We start from the raw sequence: 24,520 nt of genomic DNA, 5'->3' as shown, positions 1-24,520 counted from the left end.
AGGTCTTAGCCTTATCGAGCTTTTACAAGAGATTTTTTGATGTTTAATTTAACATCTTAGGCCAGTGTAGCTGGTATGTTAAGGAATTTTACGAATGTCCTATACTAACAATATGACAATCCATTAATTCATAGGGAAGGAGTTGAAGAAGATGTACACATACGGACAGCAAGTGTGGGGATCGGTAGATATCAATAGGCGGGTTACCATCACAGCAAGCAACAACACATTCACATTTAATGTAGATGACTCGTCATATACGATAACTATACCTGATGGTACCTACATGACCACTCGCCAAAGGCATGAATCGGAACTTGTGCAGGCCATTTCGAAGGTGGCGTCAGCCCAGAACATTCCTGTGAAGTTTATTTTGGGCGGAATGCATTATGATGAGAAGTATAATGTGTTGATTTTGGAACATACGGACACGAGCAACGAACATGTTATCGATCAATTTGCGGGAAATGCCATTGATACGTTGTTTGGTCAAGTGAAGTTTAATCTTCCGCCGAGGGATTAGTGCATGAAATGCTTTTAAATCTGCTACACATGGAGATCACTACAAATGTGGTCTCTTTTTGTTATGGGTTGATGGGAGTATCCAGCGGAAAAAGGATTATTGCGAATTCGGTTATACAAGATTGTACACAAGAAATCAAGGTGAATTGAACACTGTGTGTTATTATAGTTAACATATAAGGTGTGAAAATTGTATATTGTCAGGAAATATGTTTATATATCGCGGTAATTAACTTAAAAAACGTGAATTTTACATTTTGAAAATAGTTTATTGTCTAAATATCAGATCGTATGTAATGATTAGTGACATTCACAGGTGCAACAAAATGGAATGAACAAAGTGGAGTGGCAATCATGTGAATTCATTCAGAGAGTGTGCGAAAGGGGAAAGGTCAAATGAGATTATTTCAAAGACGTAAGGCAGGCAAGGCAAGTTCAATCCTCGCAGTGGTAACAGCATTCACTCTATTATTATCTGCATGTTCGTCAGGAAGCGAATCAACATCTTCATCTGGAGAGTCGGGTTCGGGGGAAAAAACGACTTTGAAAGTGGAAATCTTCGACCGGGGAAACACACCGGCGGGCTACACCATCTCGGACAGTTATCTGACTCGCTTCATTCATGAGAAGTTTGGTGATCCAAACAACATCGATGTTCAGTTTGTTCCGGTACCCCGCTCGGAGGAAGTACAGAAGCTTAACGTTCTGATGGCGAGTGGCTCTGAAGTACCTGATATCGTCTTTACCTACGATTCGGGAACATTCAACCGTTATGCACAACAAGGTGGTTTGACGGAACTTACGGATCTGATCAATCAAACGGGTCCTAACCTGAAAAAATTGCTGGGAGATGAAACGCTGGCCTACGGTCAATACGATGGACAACAGTTTGCGGTTCCAGGTAAACGTCTTGTACTTGGCAAGTACGCATCCTATGTTCGTCAGGACTGGTTGGATGCACTCGGTTTGCCATCACCTGAGACAGCTGAGGAGCTGCATACAACACTGAAGGCCTTTAAGGAAAAAGATCCGGGTAAGGTCGGCACAGGACTTATCCCGATGGGGATGTCCATTGCCTCGGCTCAATATGAACCCCTGATCTGGTCATTCATTGAACCACTGACGGAAGAACAAAAATATACGTTAACACAACAATTGGGTTCCAATGACTATCCAACGTTGTTGCCTGGTTTCAAGGACGCTCTGAAATATATGAACACACTTTATAATGAAGGCTTAATGAGCAAGGACTTTGGACTCGACAAAGACAAGAAAAAGCTGTGGGAAGATGTGTCTAACGGCAAAGTTGGATTCTACACTGAGGATGCAGGGGAGATTTACATCTCTGGTACGTACAAAAACCTGCAAACCAATCAACCTGGTGCAGTGATGACACCGATTGATGCATTCAAAAACTCCGAAGGCAAATTCGCCAAACCAGCATATGCACCCAATGCGATGTATGTCATGATTCCAAAATCGAGCAACAATGCGGAAGCAGCGATGAAGTATCTGGATTGGATGGCTTCAGGCAACAACTTGTTCGACCTGCAATTCGGTGTTGAAAATGAGAACTATGAGCTCGTGGATGGAGTTCCACTGATCAAAGATGATGCTTCTCCTGAAATCGCAGGTCGTATCTATAATTCCGGTGACATTGCCATTATCGTCAATGGTAAATACGTTGGAGATGACAAGAAAAATGAAGAGGCTTATGTCGTACAGGTAGAGTCGAAGTATCGGGATGATATGCGCAAGTCGGTAGCGATTTCCAACACAGATACCATCCAGCCGGTACGTTTCTCCAAACCTATTGATGCAGAAGCGCGCTACGGTAACGGACTGAAAGACAAATTCATGGAGTTCTTCGTGAAAACAACCATTTCCAAACCCGCTGATTTTGAAGCCACCTATGACAGCATGATGAAGGATTACATGGCGAGCGGTGGTCAAGCGATCCTGGATGAACGTACAGAAGCTTACAATGCGATGAAATAAGTAGAGTAGAGATCACATCTAATGCGTATGGCAACAAAGAACAGGGATTTCATCAAGGCGATGACAATATCGTCTTGATGAACAAATCCTGAATGACATGGGGGGAAGGTTTATGAAAACAAGCATCTATTTCCGCAGAAACTGGCAACTATATGCGTTGCTCCTACTGCCCATGATCTACTTCATTATTTTCAAGTATGGGCCAATGTATGGCGTGCAGATTGCGTTCAAGGATTTTAACTTCTTTCAAGGTATCGCCGGTAGTGAGTGGATTGGCTTGGATGCATTCAGAGAAGTGTTTCAAAATCAGGGATTCTACACGGCATTACGTAACACGTTAGTACTTAATATGCTGGATTTGCTGGTTTCCTTCCCGGCACCACTTATATTAGCCATCTTATTGTTCGAGCTGAAGAAGGCTTGGTTCAAAAAGTTGGCACAGACCTTACTGTACATTCCTCACTTTATTTCGTGGGTTATTATTGGAGGGATCGTGCTTCAGGTATTCGGTACACAATCCGGTTTCATTAACAATATCTTAATGAGCATGGGATTTGATCCATTGCCATTCCTTTCAGACAAAAACTATTGGCTCTTCACGTATCTTGCGGTAGGCGTGTGGCAGAGTGCAGGCTGGGGTACGATTCTGTATCTGGCATCCCTGACAGGAATTAACCGGGAACTGTACGAAGCGGCAGAAGTGGATGGAGCAAGTCGGTTACGCAGAATCTGGCACATCTCCTTGCCAGGCATCAAAACGACGATTGTTACCTTATTGATCATCAATGTCGGCAACATGATCTCTATCGGCTTCGACCGACCATTTATTATCGGTAACGTGGCTGTACGTGAATACTCGGATGTGCTCAGCACGTTTGTCTATCGTGTCGGTTTACAATCTGGTCAGGTTACGCTCGCAACAGCTGTAGGTTTGTTCCAGGCATTAGTGGGACTTGTCTTCATACTCGGAGCGAACTATACGTCCAAGAAATTAACCGATGAGAGCATTATGTAGTGGATTGAATCACATATGATCTGTAAGGAGTGAGTGGGATGTCTGAAAACACGGCGAATCGAATATTCAACACGGTAAACGTCATTCTTATTGTCATTACGATGGTGCTGTGTCTTGCACCATTCATTCATATTATTGCGATCTCGCTCAGTTCGAACCGGGCGATCGGTTCAGGAGAAGTTTCCTTTTTCCCAAAAGAGTTGTCCTTTGAGGCTTATACTAAAGTATTTGCAGATGGATCAATGATTCGTTCCCTCATCTATACGATTTGGCTTACCGTCCTGAGTACGGTACTAAGCATGGTGATGACCATTGCAGCAGCTTATCCACTGGCGAAGAGTAATCTGAAAGGGCGCAAATGGTTCATGCTTGTCATTGTGGTGACGATGTTCTTCAGTGGCGGCATTATCCCCGAGTACATTTTGATCAAAAATCTACATTTACTCGATAGCACATGGGGACTTATTCTGCCTGGATTGATTAGTCCGTTCTATATGATTATCCTCATTACCTTCTTCAGAGGCATTCCCGAAAGTCTCGAAGAAGCGGCGGGCATTGATGGAAGCAGCCACTTCGGAACACTTATGCGCATTATCTTGCCGCTATCCCTTCCGGTTATGGCGACACTGAGCCTGTTCTACGCGGTAGGACGGTGGAATGGTTTCCAGGATGCACTGATGTATATCACCAAGCCTGAGCTATACCCTTTGCAATTGAAATTGTATCAGATGATTCAGCAAAACCAGATTACAGAACTGATGCAGAACGAAGGCATTGGCGCCGTTCAGGTCCTGCCTGAGAGTCTGAAAGCAGCCAGCGTTATATTCTCAACGTTACCGATCCTGCTTGTGTATCCGTGGTTGCAGCGGTACTTTATCAGTGGCGTAATGGTAGGTGCTGTAAAAGGTTAATAGAGGTTGTTCAAAAAGTTCGGTTTTGATTACGAATGATGCCTAGTGGCATCATCAGCTTCTTGGTACTGAAAACTGATCTTTTTGAACACGCAGCTATAGTCTCAGGAGGTCCATGACATGACACAACGAATGGTAGAGAAGATGTCGAAAGAGCAGCAGTATCTTGTAGATCAATCCATGTCGATGATGGATAGCTTCTATGATAAGGAACTGGATCTGCTTCGTAGTTTCGAAGAAGAGGATTCATCGCAGTACAGCACACGAGCCAGTGCGCATTATGCGCTCGGGTTGTTGATTCGAAATGAGCCTGGTGATGTGGAACGCGCGATACGGGTGTTCCACAAGGTGCTCAATTTTCAATATGACGCTCCAGATGAAATCTATCACGGAACCTTCGCGACCCGACCCAATGATGTGCATCCACCAGCGGGTCACTATGCTTGGAAATCTTTTGCGCCAGGCACGGCCTATTTCCTGGAACTCACCTTTGAGAAGGTGTCTGCGCAGTTTATCCATAAACTACAGGAAGAGGGATCTCTGCTCACAGAGGCGGCAGATTCCAAACAACTGAAACGCCTGTTTCATTCGGCAGTGAATCAGGTTCTGCCACCGGTCTGGATCAGTTATGATCCCAACTGGCGCGAGTTTATCGCTTGTGTCTGTGTGGTCGTAACTGCTGAATTCGCCGAACTTATGCCGGAGACCCTCATGAATCTGATGGACCATGCGATGGAACTGGCTGTTCAAGGGTCAGTAGAACGAAGATTATCCGACGTAATTCCAATGAATACGAATATTGAGTTGATGCACATTTTCATCACCCACTACTATGGTCACCGCTTGAACCGGACAGAATGGATTCAGCATTCGGATGAACAGGCAGAAGGGTTGATGCAGGAGTTTGAACAATACGACGGTACATTCGCCGAGTTCAATACCACAACGTATTACGGAGTCGATCTGTCCGTGCTTGGTATGTATCGAAAGTATGGGCTCACCGAACGTTTGGTTGAAATTGGACATCGGATTGAACACGGGTTGTGGAATAACATTGCGCTATACTACAATGCCAACCTGGAGAATCTATCCGGCCCGTTCTCTCGGGCTTACGATATGGAGATGCGAGAGCATAGTTCGATCGGTGTATTTATCTATCTCTTGCTCGGTGAAGGGTATGAATATCTAACAGGAATCAACTGTGAGTCAGGCCATGATCCGATGATTGCGCTCCTTGGGGTGGATGTGCCCACGGAAGCCGTACCGTATTTCAAGGCTCATCAAGAAGATCGTCTTGTGCAAAAACAATTTATGGAACTGTGTGAGCGCAATGATCCGGCCTCCAATCGGAATCTATGTACAGCCAAAGCCTGGATTGGTGAGGATCGGATGATTGGGGCCATGTCTGGAAGCGTGAATACCAACGGCCAGATGCATCCCGCCACGATTCACTGGCAGACAGAGACGGGTGAGCGTTATTATCTTCGCTTGATCCGCCGTGATGTAGGCGAGGGGTGGAACAGCCATCTACGCGGAGTAACGTTCGATGCGGACCTCACACCAGATTCGTTAACCATTGATGTGGAGCTGGATACGGCGGAAGAGATCGACGTTTATTTTGAAATCAGAGGGCCATCCCTTCGTCAGCAGGACATTACACCAGCGTTATGGCAATTCCCTGGACTTACGTGTACCGTGAAGGCTGAGGCGCCTGAACCATCCGTGTTAATGTACGTGAATCATGCGGAGATCATCTATCGTTATGTGCCTGGAAAGACTGCGAACAGGATGAGATTTGAATTGACCATCTGTGAAGACAACGGTATGAGGAATAAATAGGTATATAAGATGAACTGAACATTTACACGAGAACGAAGAGTGCAGAACCGATCTGAAGAAGCGGAGCGTTCGCCTGAAAGCTTTCTGCAAGAAAGCTGCATCGGAAGCATAAGCTATCACCGGATTTTTCCCTTTGGAGAAGGGGATCAAAAAAATCTGGGGATAACAGCGATTGGAAGATGGTACTTCAATTGGGATTATCTAGTATAAAGTTTATTGGTTCAACTTATATAGATAGAGATAAATGGAATATGAATGGGAGATAGAATGAGAGACAGGAGGACCAGTCATGTATACAGACAAACAAGAATATTCGTTCTCAACATGTTGGAACATCAAACGTCATACGACCGGACAAGGCATGATTGAAGAGATCAAGTCTCTTGGATTCAAACAGGTGGAGCTGAATTATAACGTTACGGAAGAGTTGCTGAAGACGATAGAACCGATGATTGAACGGGGCGAGATCGGTGTATCCAGTGTGCATAATACATTTCCACATGTGCCTGATCCGGATTACGGGACGGATTCCGTCCTGCTCGGATTTGATGATGAGCCGCGCCGCAAACGGGCGATTGAACTGTTACTTCGCTCAGCTGAGTACGCACATCGTTATGGTGCCAAGGCTGTTGTTGTACATCCCGGTGAGGTGCCGTTTGAATACAATATAGATGAAGCGTTGAAAAAGATATACCACGATCAGGGGCCGGATTCACCGGCGTATCAATCTTTATGGCAAGAGATGATTGAGAAGCGGGAAGATGGCAGTGCTCATTATCTGAGCCGGATTCAGGAAAGTCTGGAAGAGGTATGTGACTTGTCGGAGCAGCGGGGATACGGGGTGAATTTCGGTATTGAGACCCGTTCACGCTGTTATCAGATGCCGACTTTGCACGAAGCGGGAACCATCATTGGACGAATGAAGGGCGCACCGCTTGGTCTCTGGTACGATATTGGTCACGGCATGATGATGGATCGAATGGGCCTATATGATAATGTACGTGAGGCTAACGCGTTAATTAATCACGTGGTTGGTGTGCATATTCATGAAACCGTAGGGTTGGCAGATCATTGGTGTCCATACATTCATAGTAAAGACATGACATTTTTTGATTCGTTTTTGGATATTATCGACCGTTCTCCGGTGAAAGTATATGAGTTAAAAGCCGCGTGTACACCGGAAGAGATTGATGAGAGTCACGGATTGATTACGTCTCGCATTGCTGAACGTCAAGCGGCACGTCAGCGCGGATAGGGAGATTGGTATATTTTCAGCTAAGTGCATGGATAGGTGACTGGTAGGGGGACGGAGGAATGTGAAGTATTCTTCTCGGCAGATATCTGACATCCAATTGGAGTAGAAGGTATCGGCTATCCCATGTTGTGCGGGGATGTTTAATGGAAAAGGGATCGGTTTCATCGGCCTGCAAGGCTTGGTGAGACGGATCCCTTTTTTTGATTTTGTTTGATATGTAAATGTGATTAGTCTAAAGCTTTCATCCAGATCACATTTAGAAAGCGTTTTGGCACACACACCACTTCATCGCTTGGCAATCTTTGAAACGCTAACGAACCTGACGCACCTTATTCCAAGCATATGAGCCATATTGAAATCGTAACGAATCTGAGACGTCTTATCTCATCGTTTTTAGCAGGTTTTTGCCCATTTTCACTCTTCTGCTCCCGTTTAGCAATGCTGAGATTCGTTAGAATTTTCAGATCAGTCTAAACAAGGTAATAAGCTGCTTCAGATTCGTTAGAGTTCAAGAAGTGAGTCACAACTTGGCGAGAGAAGCGTTTAATCTACCTATCACCAAAGTAAGATTGAGCGTGTGATTCTTTTTTACTCGTACATCCGTCGTTCAAGTTCGGCATAGGCAATTGCAGGATCATCACTGGAGTTATCAATATAAGCAACGGATGCAGAAGGGAGCGGCCAGGCTATTTCTTTTCGGATTAGAGAAGCTCTGAAGGCATCCCAGTTGGCTAACTTCCATTCATCTAGTGGGGATTGTCTTGCTGAGATCCGTTTGTGATACAACGCTTCATTCTCCAGATAAATATAGGCCACACGCACATCCGTATCATCCAGGGTACGTCCAATCCGTGTAAGTTCCTGCTCGATCCAGTCCGGAGTTCCGATTTCTTTGGTGAATGGGCCCACAACGATTGTATCGATACCCAACTTAACGTTATCCAGAGCGGCGTCCATCGTAATGCGATACCCAAGATCACGGCACAGCCGTTTGTATTCCGGTGAATCCCGATCAGATGGATCAAGTCCCTGAAGGGTCATAATCGCCTCAGCTGCTGGACGAAGCAGGATATCCATGTCGAAGAAAGCAGCTTTATGTTTACGGGAAAGGGCTTTGGCAAGGGTGGTCTTGCCACTTCCGGCCCCGCCAAGAAAGAATATTAGTTTGCTCATGAATGTAATGCCTCCTTTAACTAGATTCAAAAAATAGGATATGTAATTGATTATACGAATAGATAGATTCATCATTGGAGTTCGTGATTGAAAGGACTTGTTTATTTTAACATAATTAAAGAAGTTTGTTAGCTAGACAGAAAAGGAAGGATAAGGTAATATCATACCTAGTTGTTCTATGCATAGATTTCCGATGTATGCGAGAAGAAGAGATTAAAAAGTGTATTTTTCGAAATCTAAAAACTCTGCTAAATGAATTGAAAAGGAAGGAGTGAGTGCGTTGCAGGTTAACAAACAAATGATTAAAGGCAGTACCGAAACATTGATTCTGAACTTGCTTCAGGAACGACCATTGTATGGTTATGAATTAATTAAGGAATTACATCGTCAATCTGAGGGTGTGTTTAATCTGAAAGAGGGCACGTTATATCCTATTTTGCATGCCATGGAGATTGAAGGATGGGTAGAGTCGTACTGGATGGAGGTTGAAGGCCGTAAACGTAAATATTATTCCATTCGTGACAAGGGGATGGAGGCCTTAGAAAGTAAAAAAGCAGAGTGGAATATGTTCCGTCGAGCTGTGGATCGGGTGCTTGGGGAAGGAGGCCTGACATGACGGATCGACATGAACGAATTCAGCATTATCTTGATCACATGTGTGTTCAGGTTAAAGCTCGAGAAGTACATAATGACTTGCGTGATGAGTTGGGAAACCACATGGAAGAAATAATGTTGGACAAAGAACAAGAAGGTTATTCAGAGGAAGAAGCAATTGCATATGCCATTGAACAGATGGGTGATCCCGCTGTCGTAGGCAAGAGTATACACCGATTGCATCGTCATCGCATGCATTGGGGGCTGTTAGTTGGACTAATTGGTTTGTCTATAACTAGCCTGTTACTGATATGGATTTTTACGATGAATGTCGCAGATGAAAAGTATCAGTCCTTATATCGGGGGCATGTGGTGTACACCGTTATAGGTGTAATGTTGATGTTGTTCTTTATTTACTTTGATTATCGTAAGTTGAAAAAAGCTGCTTGGTGGATCTATATTCTACTTAATGCCCTTTTGTGGATTAATCCAATGATATCTACGGATTTTTATGGTATGAGCAGATTCCTGATTGCACCACTTGGATTTGTAATAGACCTTACGACTGCTTCAGTATGGATTTTGCCACTTGCCATAGGGGCAATTGTGCAGGAGAAGTTTCATTCAAACTGCAATATGCAATCCATATTGACCTATATTGCTATGGTAGCGTTACCTGTAGTGCTATTGTTTCAAATGTCGGACTGGGTTCGCATGTTTCTGTTTGGCACAATGTCCATTATTTTATTTGGTTGGCTCACGCGAAAATGGCTTTATACAGCCTTAGGTGCTGTTGTAACAGGAAGTATTTTTGTATTGTTATTGTTTTTTGCAGATAAGTACGGCCGCCTAGAGAGGCTTTCCGTCGTTTTGAATCTTCAGGATGACCCTTACGGTGGCTATAGTAACAATTCCATTATTGAAATTATTCAATCAGCCGGCTGGTGGGGTAATGGGATTGATACAACGTTCGACATGTTTAAAATGAGTTATTTAGATTACCCAGGTGTTCTGCTCATTGATGTGTTTGGCTGGTCAGCCGGAATACTATTATTGGTGGGTATCATCTGGTTTGTTGCAAGTATGGTGAAGATGCTTCCTCGCATTCGGGATGATTTCGGTCGAATGATAATTATCAGTATCACATCCATGTTTGCGTTGCAAATCATCTATTCATTGGCGATGACTACCGGCAAGGCTCCAATTCTTAGCATAGTTTTTCCTTTAATAGGATATGGAAATCACCTGCTTTTCGAATATGCCATGGTCGGTTTACTTCTCGGTATTTATCGTCGGAAGGATACCATTTCGAAGAAAAATGAAAAAATACGGCAGAAGGTGGACGCCGACCTACTGACCAATTCATAGGTATCCAAAATCATTACCGCATCATGAAATGAAAGTATTATTATGCTCGTTTAACGAGCATTCACGGAAACCAGATATGACGCAGGTTCACCCAGCCCTGGCTGTTGAAAGATAGACCACGCACGGAAGGCAGATAAGCGGTTTCTACCGGTTTCTCGGATAAATGGAACAGTAAATTCTGGTCAACCAAAAATTGCTCAATTCGATCTAATTCAGTAGTTCGATCTGCTGCGATTGGAGAGGCGACGATGGTTTGCAAAATCTCGTGAATCGTCATCCGAGCAGAATCTTCCAGATGCTCAGACAACGTGGAATAGAGATCATACCTGCGGAGTTCTTCGTCCCTGTCCCGAATGAGCGAGAAGAGAATCAGATCAGACTCCAGCCGCAGATTTCCTTTGAACTGCTCCATCGTAGCGGTACGGACGGTACAGGAGAAACCGCTACGCTCCAGTATGGACGCCAGATGTTGAGCATCCCTGCGATATTGTGGAATGGTTGCAATGTGCAGGGAGACAGGACTGGCCGAAATAAATCGTTTAGTAATGTCTCTAAATCCCTCATGCTCAACCATTTCGGAATTCACTGCATCAGGATCAGTCTCCACGACCTTAGAGTCTTCTGCATGCCCATCATCCCTATACATTCCAGCAAGGCATAACTGAAGGTACGCTCTTACTTCCGGATCGTTTAACGGTCCGGTTTTTTGCGTATTACACGTGAGTAATTTATAAACCATTACTCCTGCGCTAATCTGTGTCCAGTCTGCACCGGCAGACGAAGACGGATTATGAACAAGATGAAAAAACGGAGTTTCGATATCTTGACTATCATCCATTTTGGCCGAGGAACTCCACGGAATCTGCAGAATATCCACCCGGTCTATATGAGCTCTACCCTGAAAATACGAAGTAAAGACCTCGAGTCTACACACGTGATCATCCCATGCAGTGACCTTGAACGGTCCAGTCCCAACAGGTTTTTGCATCCCATTTATATCACCGGAATGCGTCATCTGCTGTTCGTTTTTTCCTGGTGAGGGTACAATCGCCGCACGACTTGTTGTAAGAAAGGACAAAAACAATTCGTGACGGTCTTTCAACTGGAAACATACGGTTAAGGGATCAACCGCTTCAATAGATAGAATCTGTTTACTCACATCACGGTACAATGTCCGGCGATCTGAGGATTGCAGTCGTTCAAACGTATACACAATATCATGGGCCGTCAGGGTCTGACCGTCGTGAAATGTAATACCTTTTCGTAAATAAAAGATCCAAGTCTTTCGGTCTGCACTGACATCCCAGGTATGAGCGAGACATGGGAGGATCTCTCCCTTTTCGCCCCGCTGAACCAACCCATCAAAGACATGGCTGGTAACAAAGGATTCAGCTAATAGATTAATGTACAGGGGATCAAGCGCATGGAGCTGTTGGCGCAAGGGCAACCGAAGTGTATCAATCTGCTCATTATTGGTGCCGGCTTCCGTATGATGTCCCGAATACCCAAGCAACCACTGGTTTAGATGATCTTGCATGGTTGATGAACTGGAGAATGCACTCACCTGCTCGGCAGCTTCCTGTAATTCCCGGCGGTTCATGGCTTGCATCATATATTCTGCGGCGATTTGATCAGCCGGAACAAGCAAAGTCAGTGAAGAACGCCGACCCCGGCCACGCTGGGAAACCCAACGAATCCAATCATGGGCAACCATCTTTTTGACAATCGTCAACGTATTGCGGTGCGTACAATTCAGCAACTCAGCGAGATCAGCGAGTGTAAGTTCATGTTCTATATGGTGACCGTAATGACGATGTAACAGCAGATATTGCTGATGTAATTTCAAGTGTTAATTCCCTCCTGGAGGTGAACTCTGACGTATTCCTCTAAAATAAGAAGTTTTATCGATTATAATTTCTATTTATATTCCTATTTTATCATCTAGAATAAAGCATAGAAAGGTTAATGGAGGTTTTTTCCATGATTGATAAAATAATGGCTTCACCGCAACGCGCTCTAATCACACTACTGTCTGCATGGATGCTGGCAATCATTCACCAGTATTTATTCTATAGTAATGAGATTGGCGTATCGTATCCTATCTTTGTAATTCTCTTTTATGTGTTTATGTATCTGTTTGCACGGGACCGCATGAGATCTTTCAAGTTCATTGATGCTTTTGTGGCAGCTGTAGTGCTGTTATTGTCGCTAACGTTCATGTTATACGACAATGAACTGCTGCGCGTTCTTAACTTTCTTGTTGTACCCGGCGTAATTATCTTACATATGACGTATCTGATGGGCAGAAAACAGAAGCAATGGTGGGAGATCGGATTGATTGGTACAGCTATTGACCATGTGCTGCCGCAGGCCATACGTCATTGGGGGACCATTGCGGCTATTGCGGTAAGAGCAGGCGGGCGTGGCATGGGCAAATCACAGAAAACCGTTGTCTTCAAAGTGCTCATTGGTCTTGTGGCGTCCTTGCCTATCCTCTTTGTAGTCGTTGCATTACTGTCCTCCGCTGACGGGGTCTTCGATCGATATTTAGCCGGTTTTCCAGAGTGGTTGAATCAATTGGCTTTTACTCCAGGGATACCGAGAATCATCTGGATTGTCATCGCAGGTGTATTACTGTTCGGTTATGTATGGGGATTTGTACAGCCGATGCAATATGAGGCAGAGAAGAGAGCGAACGCACATTGGAAAAATGGAGCAGCACCCACGGTTGATAAGCGTGATCACTCCTATATATTCTCTCCTGTGGACCCGGTCACTAACGGTGAGGTTACGAATGATATTACATCCGAGCCCGAACGCACTCTGGTTCATCGGGAACCATTCAGATTGGACCCCATCATTGTGGGTACGATGCTGGTCGTAATCAACGTTGTGTACGTTTTGTTCGTACTTGTACAGTTTTCGTATCTGTTTGGTGCGGGAGAGGGGCATCTTCCGGTAGATCTGTCTTATGCAGAGTATGCGAGAAGTGGGTTCGCAGAGTTGATTCTCGTCACAGGTATTAACTTCTTTATTCTTATTGTTGCGTTGCAGTTTACCCGTCCGAGTGGCAGAATGGGTTCCATCGTGCATCAGGTACTGCTTCTGATTCTGGTCAGTTGTTCAGCAATCATGTTGTATTCCGCGTTTATGCGCCTTAATCTCTATGAGCAGGCATATGGATATACGTACATTCGCTTCCTGGTGCACGCATTCATGATCTTCTTGGCACTTCTATTGCTGATTGCTGGCCTTCGTATACGCTTCAGATCAATACGGCTGATCCGCTGGTATATTGTGTTGGCGCTCACTGCATATGTTGCAGTCAATTATGTGGGTATGGATCATCGGATTGCCGAGTTGAATATTGAGCGTTATCATCAGACTGGTAATATTGATGCAACCTACCTGGCAAGTCTGTCGGCAGATGCGGTTCCGTTACTTCGAGCGTTTGCTCTCGAGGAGTATCCGGATCTCAAGAAGGAAATGCTGGAACGTCAAGCCTACCTGGAGATGGATACATCAGATCGTTCTTGGCCTTCTTATAACGTTGCAAGACACAGAGGTGAGCTAGAAATGTCCAAATTGAGAACGGAATAGTTGAATAATAGCTGTTTTCATGGACGGATTTATGCAAAAACAATATGTAAGTGTTATAATATAAAAACTAACCTATAAAGGGGGTGAATCCCTTGTTTGAACTGCAGGAGTTATTACCATATTTATTCTCGATTGGACTCATCTTCACCGTCAGTTATGCCTATATTGCCCATCTTCACTGTGGCATGACAGAGTACTGGATGGAAGGTGGCGTCGGTGGTGGACTTGAACCTGTACTTCCCGCCCTGTGTTTGGACAGACAGCACAGACAGGAAGACTGGAGCCGCATGATTAGACGAAGAGAAGCGCCCGATGAAGATGAACCAGATTGTCATTCCTCGTTGAACGATTGGTCAACAAATCAACGAGGAGGATATATATGGAACATAAGACTAACAAGGGATTCACTTTTACTTCGGGCAAGGGACGGATCTATGGCCTGATTGCCATTTTGTTTGCAGTCATGCTGCTTGCCGGATGCAGCAACAACGTGTCGGAGATTACTTCATCGACACCGGGATTTTTTAACCACTATATTGTATTTCCACTGTCGTATCTGATACAGCACATTGCCACCATATTTAATGGAAGCTACGGGGTCGCGATTATCGTGATCACACTGGTCATTCGTTTAGCACTGCTGCCGTTGATGATGCGTCAAGCCAAGACCCAGCAGGGAACACGAGTCATCATGAACGCCATGAAACCCGAGATGGATGCGCTCAAGAAAAAATATGAAGGCAAAAATGACCCTGCTGATAAGCAAAAGCTGTCTCAGGAAACGATGGAGCTATACAAAAAGCATAAGTTCAATCCGCTGAATATTGGTTGCTTGCCGATGCTCATTCAGTTGCCTATCTTGTCAGGTATTTACACAGCCATCCGACTTACACCGGAGTTGTCCTCCCATTCGTTCCTTTGGTTCAAACTGGGAGCGCCGGACTACGTGCTCGCTGTGGTGGTTGCGGTCATTTATCTGATTCAAGCGAAGGTATCACAAGCCAATATGGCGCCTGAGCAGCGAAAACAGTTCGCCATTATGGGATATCTCTCCCCATTGATGATGGCATTCTTTTCTCTTTCGGCCCCGGCAGCCATGCCGCTTTACTGGACGGTTGGGGGTTCGTTCCTGGTACTACAGACATTATTGTTCCGAAAAATGTACCCGGTAGAACACCCGCAGGAGCCTGTGATTGTGGAAGTGAGTAAGAAAAAGAATAAAAAATCGAGTTCCTCCAAACCTTCACGGAAACCTGCAAAGTCTTAATAAAGTCGGTCACAGGAGACAAGGGAAACATGGTGAAATACTGGAACTTGTTGAACACGGAAAACATAATGAGGAAGCCTGATCCATATGGATCAGGCTTCTTTTTGTGTTGAGAGCAGACATTCCTGTGCCGAAAGAGGGCAGAAACATCTATGATATCGAAGTCATGCATTTAAATAAGCACACCCTCTGGATCATTTGAAAGATATCTTAACAAATTGAATGATTTTGCAATGGACGAAGCTTGTGAAATCCTGCAATGATATAGAAAATAACGACGTATCAATCAAACGAAGTGAATGTCACACAAGTCTACAACATGAAGGAGGAGTGTACATGGCATCTCGGCAAAAGCGCGGCTTGAAAAACCAGGTCAAGTGTGTTGTAATGTTGGTTTTAATTATTAGTTTGGTTGCAATGGCGTATCCTTATCCGGTATCAGGTGAGGCGTCTGTAAATGAGAATGCGGCAGCAGAAAATTTGCCAACGATTTATGAGGAAATTGATGCAAGCGGTTTCAAACACCCCGGAATCGGACTCACGAAGGACATTCTTGAGAATATGCGCACACAGGTGCTGGCAAAGCAAGAGCCTTGGTACAGTTATTTTAATCGAATGACAGAATCTCCAACCGCATCCAGAAACGTTACGTCCAGCAATCAGAGCAGTGCGGATCCGACAAAGCCTGGCAGCTTAGATTTTAACAGTCAATCCTTTAACTCCAAATTTATTGCGGACGGCTTAAAGGCCTACACACAAGCCATCATGTATTATGTAACCGGGGAAGAGGTGTACCGGGCTAACGCCATGGGCATCATTCGAATCTGGTCTCAGATGGACCCCGCCAAATACACCTATTTCATTGATTCGCACATTCACACCGGAATTCCACTGAATCGCATGGTGACAGCAGCAGAGATTTTAAGATATACGAGCAGCACAACGCAAGACCTGGAGTGGACAGACCAGGACACAACCGATTTTAGCAATAATCTCATCTATCCGGTCATTGATACTTTCCAACATGATAACGGGTATTTTATGAACCAGCATCTGTATCCGCTCCTTGGAGCGATGTCAGGATATATATTTACAGGAAACCGTGATCGTTACAATGAAGGTGTAGAGTGGTTTACCGTGAATGAGTCCGCTATGGATCAAGGGCAAAATGGCTCGATCAAGCAGTTGTTTCGATGGGTGGACACTAATATTGTGACAGGTGAAGCCGTGGTTCCACCGAGAGTGCAGCATGTAGAGATGGGCAGGGATCAGGCCCATGGCGCTGGGGATCTCACCAATGTGGAGATCTTGGCCCGCCTGTTGGAAGCACAGGAAACCAAGGTCGATCCAGTCGCAGGAACAGTGTCCACTGCGGACAATGCAGTTAATGCCTACGAATATCTGGATCAAAGGATATTGAAAGCGGCCGATTATTTTGCACAGTTCATGCTGGGCCATGATACGCCATGGACACCGGTAGCGGCTCATACGGATGCCGATGGCAATCCGACCATTATCTATAAAGAGCTGGCTGAAGGATACAGAGGACGTATTGGCGGCAACGTATATGGTCTCTACTATTATTACAAATATACGGCAGGCATCGATATGGAAGAGGAAGCTCCATACTATGCCGATATGTTTAAGAAGCGACTACCATTCTATTGGGAATCTCCGGATGGCGGCGCCGATTATTGGATGTTTATCCCTGAAGAAGCAGCAACTGAGGGAGCAACAACACTTCCAAAAGTATCGACGAATGCGGATTGGAATGAAATCGAACACCGGGCCACAAGTCTGGATTCACATTCCGAGATAAAACAAGAGGGTGAAACATCCTTTGTAGAGATTACATCCACGGAAGAGGGGAGTCGAATCTCCATCGTCAGCACCAGCACTCCCGTCAAAACCATAGGGCTACGAATACGGACGAATGGTACAGCCAAGCTTGTAATCAATGGGTGGCACGATGCTCCTTTGATTTTGCCGGATACCAAGGGGCAGTGGAAATATGTATCCTATACCATGCACAACCTGCGAGGTCTAAGTGATTTGACGTATTTCAAAATTCAGGGAGCTGGCACTGTGGTGGATATGGATCACATCCATCTAAAAGCGGGTGAACAGCTGACGCCACCTGTCTTTAACGATAGCGGAACCTCTCTTGATTTGTATACGTATGTCGGGTCAAATGCAGCATTGCAGTTCGATTTTACTGCCACGGATGCAGGCGCGGGTGACAGCGTCACCTACCAGATCGATCATAAGCCTGAGGGGGCCGTGTTAGACGAAAGTACGGGTGCTTTTTCGTGGAAGCCGGAGCAGGTTGGCACCTATTCCATAGTGGTAGGAGCAACGGATGGGACCACCATCACTGCCAAACAAGTCAGGGTAATCATAAGCGCTGACCGTGCGTCTGCAGTTGCCGCAGTGGTTGTTGCCTATAAGCCGGAAATCCGCTATGTATCGGGGAGTTTAACACACTACAATAGCATTTATGCTGATGTCATGGATGTAATAGCAACGGCTTCCGATGATGAGTTTTTGCAAAAACTGGTGGAGTTGAGGACTGCAGTAGTAGGTCTACAAGAATTAACACCGCAGCTTCAGGATGGAAGTATGGACTATTCCCATATGCTGACTGCCGCATCCTTCTTCAATGAAACGTTGAATTTATTGGATAATTACGCGGGGAGCTTTGCATTTTACGGTAACGCCGTTAATTTGACACATACGATGGATTTTGGACCGGATTATAAAGTCACTGCAGATGCCTTCTCCCTTCAGGTAAGGGCGAGCTTTCCCGAACGGATCGGCGGTACTGCGATTTTTGGTTCCAATGATAATGAAACATGGACACGGCTAACGCCAGGGTTGACCGTCGTATCTGAAGATATGCAGACTCTTGAAGTCAGCGAAGGTCACAGGAATACTGCCTTCCGATTCTTCAAGATTCAGATGATTGAGCCATCCAGTACGATGCTGGAGTTGTCCGAATTCAGAATATTTGGAGAACGCCATGAAACGAATAACAAGATTCAATCGCTCACAATAAGCTCCCCCCAGAGCGTACAGAACCGCGTTGATGCAGGCAATACGGTTGTGTTGACCTTTGAATCCAGTGAGCCGATTCATGATGTGCAGGCAGTGATTCAAGGTCAGGAGGCAACGGTGCATTCCACAGATCAGCTGAACTGGACGGCATCTGCGGTCATCGACAATCTTGCGCCTACAGGTTCTATTCGGTTTGCCATCGATTATAAGACGGCTAATGGACTGTCCGCAGGTCCTGCCATCTTCACGACGGATCGATCTTCGCTGTATTTGGTGAACCAATCCAAACTCCTCGATGTATCCAGGCTGGCGACTGTAATGGCTTCGGATAAGCAGTATGGTACAGGCGGACTCAGTAAGGAACAGGTAGGTTATCTATTGTTCGATGGAAATACAGGGACTTTTGGCGATCTGGCTACTGGTGCCGGAGCTTACTATACGGTGGACTTTGGACCAGATGTATCGGTAACGCTGAGCGATATCATGCTGATGCCCAGAGCCTCCTATCCAGCAAGAATGAACGGAGTGGTCCTGCAAGGTTCGAATGACAATAACAGCTGGACGAACTTGATTGCAGCCGTCACAGGAACAATAGAAGGCAAGTGGACTTACATTGGCGGGGATAAAATAATCGATCATGATGCTTATCGATACCTGAGAATTTACAACAGCACTGCATGGAACGGGAATGTGGCAGAAGTGGAATTGTACGGACAATATGATATTCGCAGCATCGATACCAAGGTAGTCAGCCCCGATGGATATACGAAAGGAAGCTATTACCAATACATGCAAGAGGTTGAGCGAATTCGAGAACTCTTCAACAATCCTGCATCTGATCGGCCTGCTTTGCTGGAGGAGCTGTACCAAGCTCAAGAGCAGCTGGTTTCTCTTGCTACACTGCCTGCACAGAAGATTACAGTAACGCCTTCCATGGTGGCGGCCTCCACGCCAGTCTATCAGAACAAGGGGACCAAAGAGCAGAATGGTTGGCGTGCCGTGGACAGTAATGTCGACACGTTTACGGATACGATGGATGCTGTAGCCTGGATTGATATTGATTTGGGAGAAAATCAGGCCGAGTCATTGTCGAGCTTCAAGTTTTATCCGAGAAATGGTAAGGCTTCAGAAATTACGCGTGTTAACGGAGCTATTCTGCAGGGTTCTAACGACGGCACGCATTACACCAACTTGTATACCATCAGCGGGATCAACAGTGTCCAATGGCATACGGTTTCGATAACGAACGATGCAGCGTTCCGTTATCTGAGGTACTATTCACCAGGCGGTTATGCCAACGTGGCGGAACTGGAGTTGTACAGCAAGCCCACAGACCCGACACTGCTAGTCATGTTGCTGGAGAAAGCAGACACCTTACAGGAAGAAATCTATGAAGAGGCTGGTTTTACCGCCATGTTGGCGGCCAAGTCACTGGCCACGGAAATAGCGGAAGATCCTGACAGCACCCAAACACAGATTGATTCCGCAGCCAACGAGCTGCTTCAGGCGATACAGGCACTGGTTATCCAGACGGAAACGAACGAAGAAGGATGAAAGGAGTTGCTGGTGCAGGATGAAAAAAACGTTGATTGTTACCATGTTGTTCAGTCTGTGTATGGGGATGTTCGGGCTTGGTTTTGCCGCAAAAGCAGAAGCAACAGCTGAATTCACTCACCCTGGCCTGCTGCATACACAAGCTGATTTCAACCGCATGCAGCAGATGGTAAGCGCAGGTGCACAGCCTTATCTGGATGGATGGAATCAGCTGCTGAACAGCCCGCTTTCACAGTCTGGTTGGACACCGCGTGCAACCGCTACGATTGTCCGAGGGGGGACAGGCGACAATGTTGCATTGCTGTATAACGATATTGCCCGTGCATATCAGAATGCTTTACGATGGAAAATCAGTGGTAATACGGCTAACGGTGATACCGCCCGTGACATTCTGAATGCATGGTCATCGACGCTAACCACACTCACCGGTAATGCTGACCGTTATTTGGCTTCCGGGTTGTACGGATACGAGATGGCTAACGCAGCAGAGATCATGCGGGATTATCCCGGATTCAATGTGCAACAGATGCAAAATATGCTGTTGAATGTATTTTATAAGCCGCTTAATGAACGCTTTCTTATTGGCAATGAATTCGGCGGAGACCACAACGACGCCTATATCCAGAATTATTGGGCGAACTGGGATCTGAGCAACATGGCGGCTACGGTTGCGATTGGTATTTTCTGTGACCGCCGTGACATCTATGAGGTAGGAATTGAATATTTGAAGCACGGTAGCGGAAACGGCTCCATCTATAACGCAATTCCTTTCCTGCATCCGAATGGGCTTGCACAGTGGCAGGAATCCGGACGTGACCAGGCACACACGATATTAGGGATTGGATTGATGGCTGCGATCAATGAAATGGCATGGAATCAAGGGGATGATCTGTATGGATGGGCGAACAATCGCTTCCTGCGCGCTGCCGAATACGTTGCCAAGTATAACAATGGAGATGACAATGTCCCTTTTGCGACCTATGAATGGGGCTCTGGAACGAACGGTGCTGTTCAGACCCAGACTGTGATTTCGAGTGCGAGCCGTAATGAGTACCGTCCGGTCTGGGAGATGATCTATAACCACTATGCACAACGCAAGGGGCTAGCTGTACCTAACATTGCTGCTCGTGCCAATCTGATGAGACCTGAGGGAGGTCCGAACACCGCATATCCTTCAACGTTTGACCAGCTTGGTTTTGGAACACTTCTATATACCCGTCCGGCAGGGACCGGTGGTTCAGCCACACTTCCCAATGGGAATATAGCTAATGGTACGTACCGATTCGTTGTGCGTCTGGATGGCAAAGCGATGGAAGCAGCGGGTACTTCAAGTGGTGCACAAGTTCGTAAATCCACCTACACGGGGGGAGCCCATCAAAAGTGGAACGTGACTCATCTTGGCGGTGGCCAATACAGTATCAAGAATGTACAGAGCGGACTCTCACTGGATGTAGCAAGCGGCGCATTGAGTCATGGAGCCAACCTTCAATTGTGGAGCAATAATGGTGGTGATCATCAGAGATTTACCTTCATTCCTACAGGCCAGGGTTATTATCGTATCACCCCTGTACATTCGAACAAACCCGCTGACGTGGTGAATGCATCTTCCGCCGAAGGAGCTCTGATTCAGCAATGGAGATATTTGTTGAGCAGTAACCAGCAGTGGAAGCTCGAACCATCCTAATAAATCATTTTGATATATCTGCTTGCCTGCAAAAAAAAGCACGTGTTCAATGTAAATGTCCCGAAGCCCCTCAATAAGGAGGCTTTGGGGCATTTTTTTGCATTGTTTTGTACCAGATAAGTGAGGTCCGCGACTGGGTTGAAAGAAATTAGAATGAAGTGAAAGATTTTATACTGGATTTTAGAGAATGATTTTGATAGCTTAAGCAATATGAATAACTATTGTTGTTCTCAATAATGATAGCGCATACATTGTTGATAGGCCGGGATAGTGCACGATGAGCGAAGCCAAAGGGGATGGATGAAAATGCCTGAATACAGAAAAACCATCTTTATCAAATTTATATTGTCATATACTGTTCTGTCTGTGGTTCTGATCGGCATTATGGGTGGGTATTGGTATACCCAGGCTAATGAAATGATGGAGGATGAGATTGCCAAGGACAATAAAAACCGCCTTATTTCCGCCAAGGATTATATCGAGCAGACGATATTAAAGAAATATGAAGACAACCTGCAAAATAAAGCACTCTCCATTCGGTTTATTCAGAATAACTTCAACTTGAATCTATTGTTAACGAAGAGCTGGGAGGGGAATTTGAGTCGAATTGCATCCTTTCGGCAGGAATTGGAATTCTACAGGATTGAAAATGAAGGGCTAACGAATGTTACCGTTTATTTTCCGGCCAATCATTATGCCGTGGATGCCAGCAACTTTCATATGAATAGTGATACATCCGAAGATGCAGCTTTCATTATGAAGCTGAACGAAGTGAAACCTAAAGAATGGATGCTTCGGACCTTGGCGGATGGAAGCAAGGTGATGACCTATGTGATTAAATTGCCATATGAGACACCTGGCGTGCCAACCATGGGTTATTTCTTTATGGATGTAGGGGTGGAATATCTGCAGACGGCGGCCTCCCGAATCTTGAGTTCCCCGGCAGACCAGCTGTATATTTTCGACTCTTCGGGTAAAGAGCTGCTTCACACGGGGGAGTACAATGAGGCGCTCGGTGGTTTATTGCAGAATACCATTCACAACCGCCAAAGTGGAGAACAGATTATAGAAGGAGCGGAAGGCAAAGCTGTTCTGTCTTATCTGGAGTCCGCGAACTCGCAGCAGGATTGGACGTATGCGATGTATCGTCCGATGAACTCATTTGTCCTGTCCTCTGAACAGTTGAAAAACAGTCTTGTAATTAGTTGCGGCGTAGTTGTTCTATTTGGTTTGCTGCTATCGTTCTTTTTCTCCAAACAACTCTACATTCCGGTAAAAAGACTGATGATGCAGATCAAAGGTTTACATACAACAAGTGCTGTCACATCCTTGGGCAATGAGTACGCTTTTATTGGTAACACCTTTCATCTAATGGAGGAAAAGATCGTAAACCTCGAAACCCAAGCGAGAAAAAATGATTTGAAAAACCTCTTGCTTGGCGTAAGTCTGGAGATCGAAGCGGAACAGTTCATTCAACCGGGATATCACTATTACACCGTCTATCTCCGGATTCCAGAGGAAGGTAGTACAGGTCTGAAGATCCGTTATGAAAAGATGAATCGGTCTTTACACAGTATTTTCGTTCCATTGAATGAGAATGAGGCGGCTATCGTTTATTATATTTCTCCTGATGAACAGGACGCAGAGAATCGTATAATGGCCGATTTGCAGGCGGCTCAACATTCTGCTGAGCATGATTCCCGGTTTGGTGCGGCAATTGGGAGTAGGGTAGACCACCCAGAAGCGCTCGCTGATTCTTATCAAATGGCCAAGCAGGCAAGCAGATATCATTTTTTATATGGAAAAGATGCAATCGTTGCGTATTCCAGAGTTCTGGAGATGAGTACAGCGCCTTATCTGTTTCAATACGATCATTTCAAAAATGCATTACAGGCAGGAGATCAGCAAGCGGTTGCTGATTTTATTAATCATTTTCTGGAGGTTCTACAGGATGGTCATATGCAGATCGAGACTGCGGAGCTAGCTGTGCTGCAATTAATAATGCAATTATATCAATCGGTGCTTGAGTTGAAGTTACAGCACTTCCTGCCGCATGCCAATATTTTTGATGAATTGAAAAAGGATACGCTGATCGAGACGGTCGAAGGAATTCGCAGGCTGTGCATGCAGATTACCGAACATTTGAAGTATGCCGGTAACCATGCACATACGGATGTGATTCGTACATTGAAGGTGTATATCGCAGATCATCTGCATGAAGAGTTATCCCTGCAAATTCTCTCGAAGGAGGTTTCACTCGCCCCTGCTTATATTTCTACACTTTTCAGTGAAGGGACGAAAGAATCTTTTACGGAATATGTAACCCGGCTGCGTCTGGAAAAAGCTGCGGATCTATTGCGTGATCAACCACGTCTCGCTGTGTCAGTTATTGCAACGCAAGTCGGTTACCGGAATCCTCAGTATTTTCACAGCAAATTCAAATCACGCTACGGCGTCACACCTGTGCAGTATCGGAATTCACAGCTGGCAGCGCTGGATTCATTATCTCTGGATAAGGAATAGCAGAAGCAAGGATGAAGCTCAAAGGTAAGGTGCATATGACTGCTGTTTGGAGCATCTAACGAATGTTACCCAAGCAGCGGTCATTTTTTATGAATTCGTTAGATTTTATAAGAAACCGTGAAAGAATTTATAAAGAATTGAATGAACTTGCAATAGAAAAAGC

The 24,520-nt window shown here is 45.3% G+C and carries 16 protein-coding genes; 14 read left to right on the top strand and 2 right to left on the bottom strand.

Going from position 1 to position 24,520, the window contains the following annotated elements:
- Positions 1-151: 151 nt before the first annotated feature.
- The 6 genes from OM416_RS09660 to OM416_RS09635 all read left to right on the top strand — a co-directional run bounded on the left by OM416_RS09660 (position 152) and on the right by OM416_RS09635 (position 7,540).
- Positions 152-523 carry a hypothetical protein gene (locus tag OM416_RS09660; RefSeq protein WP_264929018.1) on the top strand — a complete coding sequence of 124 codons (372 nt, stop codon included), beginning with the start codon at positions 152-154 and terminating at the stop codon, positions 521-523.
- A 395-nt stretch (positions 524-918) separates the two neighbouring features.
- On the top strand, positions 919-2,520 hold the full coding sequence (locus tag OM416_RS09655) for an extracellular solute-binding protein (protein ID WP_264929017.1): 1,602 nt from the start codon (positions 919-921) through the stop codon (positions 2,518-2,520).
- Positions 2,521-2,632: 112 nt separating this feature from the next.
- The gene (locus tag OM416_RS09650; protein WP_017688833.1) at positions 2,633-3,535 is read left to right on the top strand and encodes an ABC transporter permease; all 903 of its coding nucleotides are present in this window, start codon (positions 2,633-2,635) and stop codon (positions 3,533-3,535) included.
- Positions 3,536-3,573: 38 nt separating this feature from the next.
- On the top strand, positions 3,574-4,446 hold the full coding sequence (locus OM416_RS09645) for a carbohydrate ABC transporter permease (RefSeq protein ID WP_047842693.1): 873 nt from the start codon (positions 3,574-3,576) through the stop codon (positions 4,444-4,446).
- Positions 4,447-4,566: 120 nt separating this feature from the next.
- On the top strand, positions 4,567-6,285 hold the full coding sequence (locus OM416_RS09640) for a hypothetical protein (protein ID WP_264929015.1): 1,719 nt from the start codon (positions 4,567-4,569) through the stop codon (positions 6,283-6,285).
- A gap of 289 nt (positions 6,286-6,574) precedes the next feature.
- Positions 6,575-7,540, top strand: a complete 966-nt coding sequence (locus tag OM416_RS09635; RefSeq protein WP_264929014.1) for a sugar phosphate isomerase/epimerase family protein — start codon at positions 6,575-6,577, stop codon at positions 7,538-7,540.
- A 588-nt stretch (positions 7,541-8,128) separates the two neighbouring features.
- On the opposite strand, the gene OM416_RS09630 is transcribed toward OM416_RS09635, so the two are convergent.
- On the bottom strand, positions 8,129-8,713 hold the full coding sequence (locus OM416_RS09630) for an AAA family ATPase (RefSeq protein WP_264929013.1): 585 nt from the start codon (positions 8,711-8,713) through the stop codon (positions 8,129-8,131).
- A 280-nt stretch (positions 8,714-8,993) separates the two neighbouring features.
- Here OM416_RS09630 and OM416_RS09625 point away from each other — a divergent pair, with 280 nt between their 5' ends.
- A complete protein-coding gene (locus tag OM416_RS09625; RefSeq protein WP_264929012.1) occupies positions 8,994-9,329 on the top strand; it encodes a PadR family transcriptional regulator in 336 nt (111 codons plus the stop codon).
- Positions 9,326-10,675, top strand: coding sequence for an FtsW/RodA/SpoVE family cell cycle protein (locus OM416_RS09620; protein ID WP_264929011.1), 1,350 nt, complete (start codon positions 9,326-9,328; stop codon positions 10,673-10,675). The genes OM416_RS09625 and OM416_RS09620 overlap by 4 nt, the downstream gene beginning before the upstream one ends.
- 61 nt (positions 10,676-10,736) lie before the next feature.
- Here OM416_RS09620 and OM416_RS09615 read toward each other — a convergent pair whose 3' ends face one another.
- Entirely contained in the window at positions 10,737-12,521 is a 1,785-nt protein-coding gene (locus OM416_RS09615; RefSeq protein ID WP_264929010.1) for an ABC transporter substrate-binding protein, read from the bottom strand.
- Positions 12,522-12,655: 134 nt separating this feature from the next.
- On the opposite strand from OM416_RS09615, the gene OM416_RS09610 reads away from it, so the two are divergent.
- The 6 genes from OM416_RS09610 (at position 12,656) to OM416_RS09585 (ending at position 24,357) form a co-directional block, all read left to right on the top strand.
- Positions 12,656-14,275: a DUF4153 domain-containing protein gene (locus OM416_RS09610; RefSeq protein WP_264929009.1), complete on the top strand. Its 1,620-nt coding sequence runs from the start codon at positions 12,656-12,658 to the stop codon at positions 14,273-14,275.
- A 92-nt stretch (positions 14,276-14,367) separates the two neighbouring features.
- A complete protein-coding gene (locus OM416_RS09605; protein WP_264929007.1) occupies positions 14,368-14,718 on the top strand; it encodes a hypothetical protein in 351 nt (116 codons plus the stop codon).
- Positions 14,655-15,542, top strand: a complete 888-nt coding sequence (gene yidC / locus OM416_RS09600; protein ID WP_264929006.1) for a membrane protein insertase YidC — start codon at positions 14,655-14,657, stop codon at positions 15,540-15,542. The genes OM416_RS09605 and yidC overlap by 64 nt, the downstream gene beginning before the upstream one ends.
- Positions 15,543-15,878: 336 nt before the next feature.
- The gene (locus OM416_RS09595) at positions 15,879-20,150 is read left to right on the top strand and encodes a putative Ig domain-containing protein (protein ID WP_264929005.1); all 4,272 of its coding nucleotides are present in this window, start codon (positions 15,879-15,881) and stop codon (positions 20,148-20,150) included.
- A 19-nt stretch (positions 20,151-20,169) separates the two neighbouring features.
- Complete coding sequence (locus tag OM416_RS09590; RefSeq protein WP_264929004.1) at positions 20,170-21,834, top strand: RICIN domain-containing protein; 1,665 nt, start codon at positions 20,170-20,172, stop codon at positions 21,832-21,834.
- Positions 21,835-22,140: 306 nt separating this feature from the next.
- The gene (locus OM416_RS09585; protein WP_264929003.1) at positions 22,141-24,357 is read left to right on the top strand and encodes a helix-turn-helix domain-containing protein; all 2,217 of its coding nucleotides are present in this window, start codon (positions 22,141-22,143) and stop codon (positions 24,355-24,357) included.
- The last annotated feature ends 163 nt before the right edge of the window (positions 24,358-24,520 follow it).

It is taken from the genome of Paenibacillus sp. LS1 (assembly GCF_026013365.1).
In the GTDB taxonomy this organism is placed as follows: Bacteria; Bacillota; Bacilli; order Paenibacillales; family Paenibacillaceae; genus Paenibacillus.
Note: the sequence above shows the minus strand (reverse complement) of the source record. Positions and strands in the feature narration are given on the sequence as shown.

Coding starts and splice junctions, on each gene's coding strand:
- OM416_RS09620 (WP_264929011.1), top strand. CDS start 9,326: ATGACGGATCGACATGAACGAATTCAGCATTATCTTGATCACATGTGT.
- OM416_RS09590 (WP_264929004.1), top strand. CDS start 20,170: ATGAAAAAAACGTTGATTGTTACCATGTTGTTCAGTCTGTGTATGGGG.
- OM416_RS09610 (WP_264929009.1), top strand. CDS start 12,656: ATGATTGATAAAATAATGGCTTCACCGCAACGCGCTCTAATCACACTA.
- OM416_RS09585 (WP_264929003.1), top strand. CDS start 22,141: ATGCCTGAATACAGAAAAACCATCTTTATCAAATTTATATTGTCATAT.
- OM416_RS09595 (WP_264929005.1), top strand. CDS start 15,879: ATGGCATCTCGGCAAAAGCGCGGCTTGAAAAACCAGGTCAAGTGTGTT.
- OM416_RS09640 (WP_264929015.1), top strand. CDS start 4,567: ATGACACAACGAATGGTAGAGAAGATGTCGAAAGAGCAGCAGTATCTT.
- OM416_RS09645 (WP_047842693.1), top strand. CDS start 3,574: ATGTCTGAAAACACGGCGAATCGAATATTCAACACGGTAAACGTCATT.
- OM416_RS09630 (WP_264929013.1), bottom strand. CDS start 8,713: ATGAGCAAACTAATATTCTTTCTTGGCGGGGCCGGAAGTGGCAAGACC.
- OM416_RS09655 (WP_264929017.1), top strand. CDS start 919: ATGAGATTATTTCAAAGACGTAAGGCAGGCAAGGCAAGTTCAATCCTC.
- OM416_RS09660 (WP_264929018.1), top strand. CDS start 152: ATGTACACATACGGACAGCAAGTGTGGGGATCGGTAGATATCAATAGG.
- yidC (WP_264929006.1), top strand. CDS start 14,655: ATGGAACATAAGACTAACAAGGGATTCACTTTTACTTCGGGCAAGGGA.
- OM416_RS09650 (WP_017688833.1), top strand. CDS start 2,633: ATGAAAACAAGCATCTATTTCCGCAGAAACTGGCAACTATATGCGTTG.
- OM416_RS09635 (WP_264929014.1), top strand. CDS start 6,575: ATGTATACAGACAAACAAGAATATTCGTTCTCAACATGTTGGAACATC.